Source organism: Lactobacillus iners, from assembly GCF_011058775.1.
In the GTDB taxonomy this organism is placed as follows: Bacteria; Bacillota; Bacilli; order Lactobacillales; family Lactobacillaceae; genus Lactobacillus; species Lactobacillus iners.
The window spans coordinates 1,245,631-1,258,959 of record NZ_CP049230.1 but is presented as its reverse complement, the minus strand read 5'-3'; the positions used below and the strand labels follow the sequence as shown (position 1 = coordinate 1,258,959).

At 30.4% G+C, this 13,329-nt stretch carries 12 protein-coding genes and 2 pseudogenes; 9 read left to right on the top strand and 5 right to left on the bottom strand.

The window, feature by feature from the left end:
• Nucleotides 1–43: 43 nt before the first annotated feature.
• The 4 genes and pseudogenes from G6Z82_RS06205 (at nucleotide 44) to G6Z82_RS06195 (ending at nucleotide 2,570) form a co-directional block, all read left to right on the top strand.
• Nucleotides 44–907 carry a helix-turn-helix domain-containing protein gene (locus G6Z82_RS06205; protein WP_164785967.1) on the top strand — a complete coding sequence of 288 codons (864 nt, stop codon included), beginning with the start codon at nucleotides 44–46 and terminating at the stop codon, nucleotides 905–907.
• 340 nt (nucleotides 908–1,247) lie between these two features.
• A pseudogene (locus G6Z82_RS06640) lies at nucleotides 1,248–1,340 on the top strand (SNF2-related protein); the annotation flags it as partial.
• 11 nt (nucleotides 1,341–1,351) lie between these two features.
• On the top strand, nucleotides 1,352–2,197 hold the full coding sequence (locus G6Z82_RS06200) for a zinc-binding dehydrogenase (RefSeq protein WP_338142647.1): 846 nt from the start codon (nucleotides 1,352–1,354) through the stop codon (nucleotides 2,195–2,197).
• A gap of 58 nt (nucleotides 2,198–2,255) precedes the next feature.
• Nucleotides 2,256–2,570: an HIT family protein gene (locus tag G6Z82_RS06195; RefSeq protein WP_006736117.1), complete on the top strand. Its 315-nt coding sequence runs from the start codon at nucleotides 2,256–2,258 to the stop codon at nucleotides 2,568–2,570.
• A gap of 289 nt (nucleotides 2,571–2,859) precedes the next feature.
• On the opposite strand, the gene G6Z82_RS06190 is transcribed toward G6Z82_RS06195, so the two are convergent.
• From G6Z82_RS06190 to G6Z82_RS06180, 3 genes are all read right to left on the bottom strand, one after another.
• Entirely contained in the window at nucleotides 2,860–3,339 is a 480-nt protein-coding gene (locus tag G6Z82_RS06190) for an MFS transporter (protein WP_164785964.1), read from the bottom strand.
• Nucleotides 3,340–3,445: 106 nt separating this feature from the next.
• A complete protein-coding gene (locus G6Z82_RS06185) occupies nucleotides 3,446–4,066 on the bottom strand; it encodes an NUDIX hydrolase N-terminal domain-containing protein (RefSeq protein ID WP_006730821.1) in 621 nt (206 codons plus the stop codon).
• Nucleotides 4,067–4,125: 59 nt separating this feature from the next.
• On the bottom strand, nucleotides 4,126–4,404 hold the full coding sequence (locus G6Z82_RS06180; RefSeq protein ID WP_241243738.1) for a hypothetical protein: 279 nt from the start codon (nucleotides 4,402–4,404) through the stop codon (nucleotides 4,126–4,128).
• Nucleotides 4,405–4,728: 324 nt separating this feature from the next.
• Between G6Z82_RS06180 and G6Z82_RS06720 the strand changes: the two are divergent.
• Nucleotides 4,729–4,812, top strand: a pseudogene (locus tag G6Z82_RS06720) (HIT family protein); the annotation flags it as partial.
• An 84-nt stretch (nucleotides 4,813–4,896) separates the two neighbouring features.
• Here the strand turns inward: G6Z82_RS06720 and G6Z82_RS06170 are convergent.
• Entirely contained in the window at nucleotides 4,897–6,336 is a 1,440-nt protein-coding gene (locus tag G6Z82_RS06170) for a CAP domain-containing protein (RefSeq protein WP_102878039.1), read from the bottom strand.
• A 232-nt stretch (nucleotides 6,337–6,568) separates the two neighbouring features.
• On the opposite strand from G6Z82_RS06170, the gene G6Z82_RS06165 reads away from it, so the two are divergent.
• Genes G6Z82_RS06165 through G6Z82_RS06150 form a run of 4 tightly spaced genes read left to right on the top strand, consistent with a single transcriptional unit; the run spans nucleotide 6,569 to nucleotide 10,210 of the window.
• Nucleotides 6,569–7,651: a D-alanine--D-alanine ligase family protein gene (locus G6Z82_RS06165; protein ID WP_006734062.1), complete on the top strand. Its 1,083-nt coding sequence runs from the start codon at nucleotides 6,569–6,571 to the stop codon at nucleotides 7,649–7,651.
• A gap of 24 nt (nucleotides 7,652–7,675) precedes the next feature.
• Nucleotides 7,676–8,344 (top strand): MerR family transcriptional regulator, encoded by a 669-nt coding sequence (locus G6Z82_RS06160; RefSeq protein WP_006729354.1) that lies wholly within the window; start codon nucleotides 7,676–7,678, stop codon nucleotides 8,342–8,344.
• 19 nt (nucleotides 8,345–8,363) lie between these two features.
• On the top strand, nucleotides 8,364–9,449 hold the full coding sequence (locus G6Z82_RS06155) for a YibE/F family protein (protein WP_006731979.1): 1,086 nt from the start codon (nucleotides 8,364–8,366) through the stop codon (nucleotides 9,447–9,449).
• Between the two features lie 11 nt (nucleotides 9,450–9,460).
• Nucleotides 9,461–10,210 carry a YibE/F family protein gene (locus G6Z82_RS06150; protein ID WP_006731999.1) on the top strand — a complete coding sequence of 250 codons (750 nt, stop codon included), beginning with the start codon at nucleotides 9,461–9,463 and terminating at the stop codon, nucleotides 10,208–10,210.
• Between the two features lie 82 nt (nucleotides 10,211–10,292).
• Here the strand turns inward: G6Z82_RS06150 and G6Z82_RS06145 are convergent, their stop codons facing one another.
• Nucleotides 10,293–13,247, bottom strand: coding sequence for a TIM-barrel domain-containing protein (locus G6Z82_RS06145; protein ID WP_164785962.1), 2,955 nt, complete (start codon nucleotides 13,245–13,247; stop codon nucleotides 10,293–10,295).
• Nucleotides 13,248–13,329: the final 82 nt, after the last annotated feature.

Below are 13,329 nucleotides of genomic sequence, written 5' to 3'. Positions count from 1 at the left end.
GTATGTTATGATAACATAAAAGTATAGGTGAGAAGAGGATAGAATGTCAGAAAAATCTTTAGAGCTAGGGGAACTTTTCAAGGAGTTAAGGCTTGCACGTGGTCTGAAATTAAAAGACGTAGCGAGAGAAAATTTATCAGTTTCCCAATTATCAAAATTTGAAAATGGACAAACTATGCTAGCTGCCGATAAGTTACTTATTGCCATCCAAGGGATTCACATGACTTTTTCAGAGTTTGGTTATGCGTTAACACAATATCAAGAATCTGATTTATTTAAAATTGGAAATCAATTAGTAAACTTTCAAGCAAAAAGGAACGTTGAAGGTTTGAAGGATCTTTTGAATAACTATCAATCTCGGGAGACTTATGAAGTTTATCACCAGTTAAATGAACTAGTGCTTAAATCTGCAATACATTCATTGGAGCCGAGTTTTGAAATTACGAATGAAGAAAAAGAGTTTCTGACGTCCTATCTTTTTGCGATTGAAGAATGGACTGAATATGAACTCTACCTTTTTGGAAATACTTTATTTATCTTATCTGATGAGGATTTGATTTTTTTGGGTAAGGCTTTTATAGAGCGAGATAAATTATATAAGGATCTTTCAGAACATAAAAAACGGGCTGAGTTAGTTTTAATAAATTTAATTTTGGTGTTAGTTGAACATCGAGACTTTTATTATGCTTCCTATTTCATTAATAGCCTTGAGAAAATGTTAAATTATCAAGATATGTTTGCTAGAATTGTTTTAAACTTTTTAAAGAAAGTTATGAATTATATAGAAGATGGAAAAGTAGACTTATCTGATATTGAAGCCTACATTGATTTAATTGAACAGCTAGATAATCCTACCTTAGTCATGTTTTTAAGAACTAATTTAGAACAGATTGTTAACAATCAATGAATGTATTGAGTAATATGGATTAAAGATGCTAGAATAAAACCAGTTAAAATGATTGCAAATTGTGAAATGAAAAGGGCTGGGCAAGCTCCTTTTACCGTGACTTTTTAAGCTGTTTATCAATATAATTTTAATATTTAGGTTCAATACAAAATAATTGATAAAATCTAATTCATCTCAGGAAAGCTGGGATGTTTTTATTTGGATCTTTGCAAAGAAAGTTGATTCATAGCTATTTGGGGATGCTTTATGACAATTATTATCAATCATAAATAATTAGCCTATACTAATAGTAATCAGTTGCAACAAGACAATTATTAAAAATGAGTTCCGAGTATAGTGAAATTTTGACATGGTTGTGGTAGATGAGCTTTCAAGTTTTAAATCATGTCATGCAAAACGCTTCAAAGCGTTATTAAAGGCTAGGACAAAAGTTAATATGTAGGCATTTGTGGATCAGATAAACAAAAATTAGATGATCCACCTATTAAATATTTAGGACATGAAATAATTGGAAAGGATATGGATAATGGAAAATTTGTTGTAATAAATCCAAATATTACATGTGGTAAATGTTATAGTTGCCTAAATGGTTATGAAAATTTATGTAGCAAAGAAAAGGCTATAGGGACTAATGTGAATGGTGGTTTTCAAGGTTGGTTACGAGTTCCATCTACTAATCTAGAATATATAGAAAAACCAGATCTTAAGTATATATTTACAGATCCTTTAGCAGTTGTTCTGCATGGTATGTCAATGATAAAAATTTTATCTCATTATAAAGTTCTTGTATTAGGAAATGGTAGTATAGCAAAAATATTAGTATGGCGATTAAATTTATTAGGTATAAAGCCAGATGTTATGTGCAGATCTGGAATTTGGAATAATAAGGAATTAACCATATCTAATTTATATAAATTGACGGGAAAAGTACCGCCTAATTACTACGATATAGCTTTTGAGTGCATAGGTTTTAAACAGTCGGAAACTATAAAAAAATCATTAGAAATGATTAGACCAAAAGGAGAATTTATTTGTTTCGGTGTTTTTCCAGAGGACTATTCTCCAACATTAAAAGTTAGAAGGTTATTTGAAAAAGAAATAACTATATTGGGAGTTCGATCATTTACGAAAAAAGATTTTAAATACGCCAAAAGCATATTAGATCTTCATGGTAGTAAATTGATAAGTAGATTATGTATAAGCGTTGTATCTGGTGAAAACATAAATGCTATTATGAATGATATAGAAAATAGAAATATTGATAAAGTAATTGTTAGAATGAAGCGATAGTTTCAAAGATTGCGTTTTTTGTAATATTATTCATGAAAATAAATGTGCCATTGTTATAATGTCGGATAATCCTGAAGTAGAGGGACATATGCTTGTTTTTGCAAAAAAGCATTTTCCTACATTGGAACTGGCAGATCAGAGCTCTTGGTACTATATTGGTGAAATATTAAATGAATTAGGAAAGAGACTAAGGTCCAAAGGATATGATGGATATAATTTATTGAGTGCTAACGGTGTATCTGCAGGTCAATCTGTTAAACATTTTCACTTTCATGTTATTCCGAGAAAGAAGAATGATGGAATTAATGCATGGCCAAATTTTAAAACGAAACCTAATAATACCAGTGATTTTTTTGAAAAAGTAAAATTTTAGTATTATCAGCAAGATATTTTAGTGAATTGTTCTAAAAGTAATATGCCATACGTGTAAAATTAAGGCATTCATTATTACAACCATGTTAGAATCAAAAAAGTATAAAAAAACATACTCCGATAGAATATCGAAATATGGTTTTAAACAAATATATTTAATCATATATTTTAAATTTTATGGTGGTGTGGGAGGTACTTTACATGCATTTTCTTTTTTAAACAAATATACTTTTCATCTTAATCATTTGATATAAATATGTTTATAACTATGGCTATACTAGCAGTTATAATTAATAGTTTACCAAAGAAAACGTTATGATCGTAAGTTTTCTAATTAATAGACCAGAAACTATAAAAGTAATTTCATCAACTATCAAAGATATTTTGGTGCCTAAGAAATTAGATACTACTACTGCTCCTAAGGGGCCAGCAATTTGAACAACTTCTTTTGCATTTTCTAAAAAGGAATTAATTTTACTTATGTGATCTAAATAAACAATTTCTCTAAAAATTGCTTTGTAAGCCGAATTACGACAAGATGATAAAATGGATAAAGAAATATTGATAAATAATATGTCATAAATCAATAAATCTTGGTGAATAAAAAAAGCTAAGACTATACATATAAGTCCACTAATTATGTCACAATGCCAAATAATTTCTTTTCTATTATTTTGGTCAGATAAAGCTCCACCCAAGAAATTAAAAAATACACTGATTAATATTTCACTACTTTGATATAAAGCAAGCAAAATCCCACCATTGTTCATATTGGATAACAATACTGAATTTATATATCGAATTACTTGAAATTACTTTGATAGTATTAAAAAATTCTGTATAAGTTAATTTATTCAATAAAATCACCACTACTGCTTACTCAAAGTATGTTTTCCAAAAAGGATCATTCAATGCTTTAAAACACATTAAAGCTTGTTCTTCAGAACCTTTGTCACAATTCATTTTTGGTAACTCATCAATGCTGAAATACTTACTATCTATTGTTTCATAATTTTCTTCAAAATGTCCACCTTTAAGTTTACATAGAAAGAAAACTTCTAAAACACCATACGGATAGTCTTTATCACTATGTTTACTTAGATCATGTAAAGCAATAACTTTTTCTACTTCTACATCCACTCCTGCTTCTTCTTTTACTTCCTTTATACAATTTTCTTGTAAAGATAAATTGACTTCACACCATCCACCTGGCATAGACCAACTACCATCATTTTCTTGAACTAATAATATTTTTTCATTTTTAAAAATTGCAGCACGAGTAGCAATTTTTGGGGTTTGATATCCAACTTCATTGCAAAAAAGATACTTAATTTTTTTAATAGGTGTATCACTTTTCCATGCCATTATTTCTGCAGAAATATCTCGAATCTCTTGATATCGTTCGATATCAAATTTATCTTTTCCATATGTTAATCCAGCTTGTGCTAAACTTTGTAATCTTTTTGCCCATTCTATTAGTATATCTTTTGAGTCCATATTATTTTTCCTCGTATATTGTATTATCTTTTATCCATTTACCAATTTCCAAAAGTTGCTTAGTGACTACCTTTTGTGCTCTTTCCTTCTACTGAAATAGCAGAAATTGCTTCAATACTACTATGTGAACCATGATATATATTCCCTATCTTTGCATATTGATAGCAGTCATATATATTTTTAAAGGGGAGTTTATTAGGAAAAGTTTTCGGTAGCTTTATTAATTTTCCTTCTCCTGGACTTGGCAATATAAAGCCTCTTATTTTGTTAAAACGTAATTCTTTTTTTTGTTCCAAAAATGAAGGTATACCTAACTCTACTTTTAATAGTTCTTTCATAGGACTGAAATTAAACTCTTTTTCTATTTCTTGTAATATGCGACCACCTCCTAGACGCACCCCTACTTCACACAATATTACATTATGACCATTAGAAAAAACCTCTAAATGATAAATAGAATTTTTGGTATTATCAAATATTTAACTTCATTATTTAGAATGAGTGCATCAACGTGATATAACGGCCATTGTATATATTCTTCGGCTAGAAAAAATTTTATAATTTCATTTTTAGCTATTTTCATTAGATTATCAAAATTATAAATATTGATCAAGTAATTGTTAGAATGAAGCGATAGTTTTAAAGATTGTGTTTTTTGTAATATTATTCATGAAAATAAATGTGCCATAATGTCTGATAATCCTGAAGTGGAGGGACATATGCTTGTTTTTGCAAAAAAACCATACTCCGATAGAATATCGAAATATGGTTTTAAAAAATATATTTAATCATATGTTTTAAATTTTGTGCTAATAGCATGATTATGCCACTTATAAAGTATGTCTAGATATTTGTTGTCTGAACCAACGATGTGGTCCTAGGTAATACCAATTCGTTTTGTTGATTTGAATAATTTGACCATAGGCATAACTTTTACCAGCTTGTAGTTGAGTGAATGTGTTTCTTCTGTATTGCTTGTAAGGGCTAGTGTATATATTTTTATCAATAGTTTTATCGGTAATATCAATAATGCCAGCTGTTAAATCAGGCACATCAACTACAAAGAAATCATGAAACCATTGCTGTGCACCTAAATTATAAAATTGTTTGCCATCTTGATATGATTTACCAAATAAATTAATGTTCATTGCCCGATCTTTATTTAAAGAATCACGCAATTTTTCAGCTTTGCTAAGCAAGGCTGATTTTATTTTTTGAGCATTGTTGCGATGCTTATTTTTGTTACTATCATCTGTATCTAAAGGTAGTGGTTTAGTTGGATCTAGACTAAATAGTTTGAATGTGTATTTATACAGTCCATGTATGTTAACTTCATATTGGTGTCCCAAAATCAAAGGCATATTTGCAGGATAGTAGGTAATAATAGTAGAAAAATAACCAAATCCTTGTTTATTAAAATTGTTGACATGATTTACTTTGTAACTTTGATTATCATCTAAGTCTGTAATGGTTATTTTAGGCAAATGATTAATTCTCTTTTCTGATAGATAGAGAGACCATGCGATATTAGATCCTTGTAACAATTCGATAGGAAAGAGGTTACTTGCAGGATATAATACTGAAGTTTGACATGGTGCAGCATATGAATCTGCAGCGAAAGCTACTTGTTGAACAGAGTAGCGATAACCATTATCACCATAGGCTGCTCCTATACCAGTTTTAGATATTTTAGTAGATAGCAACCATGCTCGGTGTCCAGTATCAGAACCATCTAGGTTAAATCTATCTGTTAACAAGTCGGTAACTACTTCTCCTGCTGTTTGATTATTTATATTAAAGTTTAGGTTAGAACTAGCTGTAACAATTTTGGCAATATTCCAAAACATATCGGAAATAAAAGGTGGCTTGACTAACGATGGTAAACCGTGTTGGTTAACAAAAGGACTAGCTTGTGTAGCAGCCATTACACTGGCTGCTATTTGTGCATTATCATTATTAGTACTGTCAGTATTGATTTTATTTAAACCAAACATACTTCTATAATAATTAATATATGCTAGCTGGCTGGATATGTATCCTGCAGATAGTATACCAGGATCAAAAGGTTCCGATAAATGTGGTTCCTTATGATAGATATTTTTTTGATTGTAACGCATTTTTGGTAATAATGCATATTGCTCTTGAATTCTGTGAATATTATTTAAATCTTTTTTAGTAAAGCCTGCAGCATTAGCTGTAGTTCCAGCTAAAGTTGAAATCAAAATAGAAGCAGTAATAAAAAATGATGTTATTTTTATTCTAAGACGCATGATTTAGCTCCTTTTCATAGTCTTTATTATAACTATAAATAACTAAAATTTCGTATATTTTATACTTTTTTAACAACTTTTTTTATTTTGACAAAATGAGGTATATTAATCAGTGTATATTTTTACTACAGATAGTATTTATCGTGATTTTCTACTTCAATTTAAATAAAAAATTTCAAAATGTGGTAGCATTGTTTATAATAGGGTTCTAAAGATGATAAGGAGAAGTGTAATGAATAAAAAAATCAGGGTTGGTTTAATTTTTGGTGGAAACTCATCTGAATATGAAGTTTCAATTATTTCAGGTCGCAATATATATAAGGCAATTGATAAAGAAAAGTATGATGTTTATCCAATGTGGATTACAAATACTGGTTTTTTAGCTAGTGATGCTGATTCTCGTAAGGTCTTAGAAGATCCTACCTATCAAATAGAGAATCCACATACTGTTACAAATATTTCTAATGTTATTGAATTATCTAATCGTCCAGAGATAGATGTCTTTTTCCCAATTGTTCACGGAAATTTGGGTGAAGATGGATGTTTACAGGGCCTGCTACGTATTTTAGACAAACCTTTTGTGGGTGATGATGTTTTGGCAGCAGCAATTACTATGGACAAAGAGTTAAATAAAATTATGGCTCAGCGTGCGGGTGTACCAGTAGCTGATTGGATTTCTATTAAACGTTTTGAATACAATGATGCTAAGAATGAAAAACTAAGCTATGATTATGTATCTCAAAAGTTAGGTACAGATTTATTTGTCAAGCCATCAAACCAAGGATCTTCAGTTGGTATTAGTCATGTAACTTCTGCAGCTGACTATGAAAAAGCTTTAGCTGAAGCATTTAAATATGATGATAAAGTTTTAGTAGAAGAAACTATTAAGGGAACAGAAGTAGAAACTGCGGTTTTAGGTAATGATGATGCGATTGTTTCAGGCGTGGGACAAATAACTAATGCACAAGGTAGTTGGTATTCGTATGAAAATAAATATAATGATAATTCAACTTCTAAGTTACAAATACCAGCTGCGTTACCATCTGAAATTATAGAAACGGTAAGACGTCAAGCACTCAAAGTTTATCATGCGACAGAATGTTCAGGCCTAGCTCGTGTTGATTCTATGTTGAGTTCTGATAACAAGGTTATTTTCAATGAATTAAATTCTTTACCAGGTTTTACAAATATTAGTATGTATCCGAAACTATTTGAACAAGTTGGTATTTCTTATACAGAATTAATTACTAAATTGTTAAATTATGCTTTAGATAGATACGCACATAAGAAAACTTTATTACATAAACACGATTAAAATTATTAATAAAAGGGTCAGCATATGCAAGAAAAAATGTTAGTTACTTCTCAAGTAGCAAAACAATTAGGTATTAGTGTAGCTACTTTGCGAAAATATTCATCTGAGATTGAACAAGTTACTGGCAATCATATGTATTTTGTCCGTAATAATAAGCAGTCAAGGATGTACACGCCTCAGAATGTAAGGTTATTACAAACAGTCTTGACATTGATTAATCAGAAAAAGTTACCCTATAAAGAGGCAATTAGCCAATTATTTGAAGTTCATGCTTCAGATAAAATGCCACAAGTAAACAAGGTCAATAGTAGCTATAATATGATTGATGCTAAACAGGTAGTTCAATTATTAGGAATGTTGCAAAAAACGATTGAGCAACAAAATGTTGCTATAAGTGGATTGAAGGCACAAATGGAGCAACTTTCACAACAAAATAGCCAACTATTAATTGATTTAAATTCTAAAAAAGATAAAGAAGTGGATCCTAAAATTTTAGCTATGCCAGATATTTCTGGAGTTGAGCCTATTAATTCTTCAGAAAGTGCAGAGACAATTCATGAAGAAATTTTGCGTAAAGCACGTGAAAATCAGCAAAAACATCCAAATATAACAATGCATCGTACTTTAGCTGATATGCAATTAAAGGATAAGCATCATTGGTGGGATCCCTTGTTAAAGTTTATTCAAAAATAAAGCTGATGGAGATAGTAATATGTCCAAAAAACAAAGATTAATCATAAGTGTGGTAATTTTACTGTTAGGCTTGTTTTGTTCACTGTGGATATACTTTTCTTCCAAAGGACTAACGCATCCAGTAGGACGTATAATTGATACTAATATTCATGATGAATTAGTGAATAAAGTAGAAGATACATATCGAAATAAAGATGAGGTTAGGCATCAGATAATTCACGTTAAAGTTTTGTCAGGAAAGCATAAAGGTGAAACTCATACCATCAGTAATTATTATTCACCTTCTCAAGTTTTAACACAAAAATATCATGGTCAGCAGATGGTTATCATGTCTTTTGTGAAAAATAAGCCAACTATTGTTAGCCCGAAACGTGACGGTATTGTGGTTTTTGCTATATTTTTGATGATTAGTTTGTTAATTTTGATAACTGGTTTCAATAGTATTAGTATTTTGTTGTCAATGATTTTGAATAGTGTAGTATTTTACTTTATCATCAAATTTGACATTATGGAGAATGGTACGCAAATATTTGCTATTTATGGAACTGCAGTTGTGTTATTTGCATTTATATCTCTAATTATTGTGCAGGGATGTAACAAAAAAATGTTGGTTACTTTAGCTTCTACACTTTTGGGTGTTTTTATATCTTTTGGTATGTGTTATTTGTTGATGCGACTTACTAATGAAAAAGGTATTAAATATGAAGCTGTTGCTTATGCTACTCAGGATCCACGAGCATTATTTTTGGCTCAAACGCTACTAGGTGTGCTAGGTGCGGTTATGGATGAAGCTACAGATATTGTGACGAGTTTGTATGCTTTGTGTCAACATAAACCACATATTACCTTTAAAGAACTATTTAACAGTGGACGTACATTAGGTCAAGAAATTATGGGACCACTAATTAATGTTTTGGTTTTAATTTTTATGGCTGAGTCTTTGCCAATGGCTATTTTATTGTTACGTGATAATAATACGTTGATATACACATGTCAATTTGCTTTATCATTGGGTATTCTCCAGAGCTTAGTGTCAGCAATAGGAATAGTAGTAACAGTTATTTTTTCAGCACTTTGTTGTTACGTATTTATCCCTAAACATTAGGAGGAATGCATATGAATAATATATTTGTTTTATTGCTATTGCTTTTATTAGGCTTAATGATTTTGGTAGGTGGTAAAACTGGATTAAAGTCCTATCTTAGTATTATTATTAATGCATTGTTGATTATTTTAGTTGCTTTACTAATTTCATGGGGTATTAATATTATAGGAGTGGCTATCGTATTTATACCATTAAAATTAGCGACAATTATCTATTTGGGAACGCATGACTATAAGGTTGCGAGGAATTCTTTTTTAACAGCTTTAGCGATTAGTTGTATTGTAATTGTTTTAATTATTATGTTTGAATATGTCGCTCAAGCTGCTGGTTTTGGAGATCAATCTGGAGAAGAATTAGTCGGTCTGTCATTACAAGCAGGCATAAGTTTTCCACAAATTTCAATCGTGGTAGCGATTTTTTCTACTTTAGGTGCTATTGCGGAAGCAAGTGTAGCGATGAGTGCTGGCATTTTAGAATTAAAAAGGCATGATAAAGATATTACTATTCGCCAGATTTTTAAAAGTGCAGAACAAATGGGTGATGATATTTTAGGTACTGCAATTAATACTATATTATTTGGCTTTTTTGGTAGTTTTTTGCCACTGTTTATTTGGTTTATGAGATTAAATTACTCTCTTGTTGAAATCCTTAATGATAAATTATTTGTAAGTGAAGCTTTGATAGTCGTATATTCTTTTGTTGGAGTATTACTTACTATCCCTTTAACAACAATTTTTTTAGTTAAAGGATTAAAAAAGTAAATTTTTAGTAAAAAAATAAAGCCCCAATATGTAACTTATGTTATATATTGGGGTTTTATTATCGTTAAAATTAGTTCAAAATTTATTTTGCTTTGAAGAATAATAATTCTTTGCCTGAAACTACACCATCAACAGCATCAGTGATATGTAATTTGATGCTTTTAGCAACAACATCTCTTAAACCAATTACTTTATTTTTTGCATCGTCATTCCAATCATATGGTGCACTCCATTCACTATAATTGAGACCATCTTTTGAAATAGCAATGCGAATCTTTAAAACATGTCCTTTGTGATCACGAGAACGTGGGATGTAAACCATGCGACTGAGTTTATAGATTTGATCAAAATTAATAGTCAATACCAATGGATTATTTGTTGTGATTTTTTCTTTGCTTAACCATTCAGAAGCAGGGCAGAAATCAATCAGACTTTCTAAAGGCATTTCTAATGTGCTTTCTAAATTGGCAGAAATTTTGATATCTTTGACTGCATATTCTAAAGGATCAGGATTGGTTTTGCCAGTAATATTTTCAGACCATTCTGATACCTTATTTAAATATCGATTTCTAATTCGTAAACGATACTTTGTGTTAGATTGTAATTCATGTAGAGTAAAGATATTCCCGCTTATATTAGTGTGGATAATTCCATTCAATTCAATGTCTGCAGTTAAATGATCATTGATGGGAGTTGGTATATTTGACCAATGCACGGTCATACTTTTTGATGTAACACTTTTTGGCATGATTTCAAAGTCTTTAGGGATGATTAACGCTGAATCCGTGATCGCATGCATTTGTACATCGTTACAATAGGTAAAATTATTGATTGTTAATTCAAAATGATCTTGTTTGATATTCTGACTTACTAGTTTGATGCGAATTATATTATGGTTAGACTGCGTATATTCACTAAATTCAGGCCACAAATTAAAATTAGCAATATAAGAAAAACCAGAGGTTTGATCATCTAAAGTATCAATATCATTAGTTTCTACTAAATTTATGACTTCATTATTTCTTTTAGCAATAATATTTTGGGGATGATTATCAGTAAAAATAGTGAGGTAGGTAGGTTGTTGTAGATCTAACTTGTCAAAATCTCCTTGTGTAGCTGCAATAGATATAACTAATGTTTTATTTTGTAAGGAACTATCAATTTTAGTTGTCGCAAATTGTTCATTTTGGTATTGTCTACTAATGCCATCATCATCATATAAAATTGCTGTTTCTTGATTACATGGAAAAATATTGGCGTCACGAAGATTATTAGGAATAATGCTTCCTTGTTTTATGAATACTGGTAAATGCCATGACGAAAAAGTTAATTGGTCGTAAGACAAGCCACCAGGAAATTTTTTACCAGTAAATGGATCAATCCAGACTGTTCGATCATCAGGCAAATAAATATTATCTTTAATTGATAATCCGTCATGATTTTCTCTACCGTTGGTAATAGGTGCTATTAGTAGACTATCTCCTAACATAAATTCTTTGTTAACTCGAGTAGTGTAGTTATATGTTTCACGTGGAAAATTAAAACACAATGGTCTAATCATAGGAAAACCATCTTGAGCTTGTTTCAGCAAATTATAAAGGTAGTAAGTTAACCGTTTACGTAAGTTGAAATAGGCCTTGTTAATTTTGGTGATTTTATTATTAAAAGCAAAAGGTGTTTTTTCAATATTTCCTTCGCCATCCATATTAAATAGAAGTGGTGTGAAAATCTTCCATTGTAAATCACGGAGGTTTACTTGAGCATTTCCGCCACCATATTCACCATCTAGTGCATTTCCAAAATTAGGTTGTCCGGATAGACTGAGTCCTAGGAAACTGGTGATTTGTGCAGAAAGCTCTTCCCATTCGCCACCTACGCCACCGTTAACAGTAGCACTATATGTATGGATACCTGCCCAACCATTATTAGTCATTAACCAGATTCTCTGATTTTGATGATCAAGTTGATTATGCATATTGCGAAGGTTATCTATTATTGTCAAATTATCAGTGTTATTCATAGGCAACTGGATGATGCCAAATGTACCATTATCTTTTAAATTTTCACTACCAAAATTTATATTGTAGTCTGATAGATTTTTAGTTGAGTTTATGTCGAAAGCAGCTTTTGATTTAAAATCAGGTATTATCCAACTTAATGGAAATTCCTTTTTAGCAAACAATTTAATCTTATCTTCGATTGCTGTCAGCCAATTTTGCTTGTGAATAGCTATATCTGAAGTATCATCTACCTTCTTTGAACTGAGGTCGCTGATATATCCAAGATTTAAAGCAAATTTAGGTAAAAATAGAGGTTGACCACTAATTTGATAATAATTAGCCAATAATTTGGCTGGATTATCACCTAAGATATAAAAATTATCAAAAATATCACAAAAATGCATTATACTTGAATATGAGGGTGATTGTTGTCCAAAATCGTAGATACCATTACTCCAAGTATTACGTAACTCACTAAAACCAGCAGTTGACCAGAATAAATTGATTGGGCAAGCTACGGCACCTAAACCTGTCAGATTAGTATTTTTAATTTGTACAGTATTACCCTTATGACTAAAGTGACCATTTTGCATGCCACATCCAAAGTAGAATTCATTATCATTTTGGGTAAGTGTTTCTGTTGTACAATTATCTTGAAAGAGCAGCGGTTGCTTTTGTTTCATTCTATAGTGATTGGTACGTTCGTCAAAAATACTAATTAAGGCTGGTTTTTTCTGGATACGTAAAGAATAACGTTGATTTCGAATAATAAATGTTTCTTCTGTTATTAATAACTTTGATAATTCAAAATAATCTTTTTGGCTTTGTTTGATTTTTGTGCACGAAAAAGGAACTGAAGGTAACTCTTCTTTACCTTTAGGCTGGATAACCAGTCGAAAAATTTCGTCATTGATAATATATAACTTGCCAATTTCATTATTTTTGAAGATTAGTTCATAATAATCTTTTTTCTTAATAACTTGGCATAAATCGCTCAAATAATTTTGTTTTTGATTGTCTTTTAAAACACTAGTCATTTTTTCACATACTTTACTATAAATATTTACTACATTATTATAATACCAAAAATTAATATTAATAAACTAAACACTAAAGGAG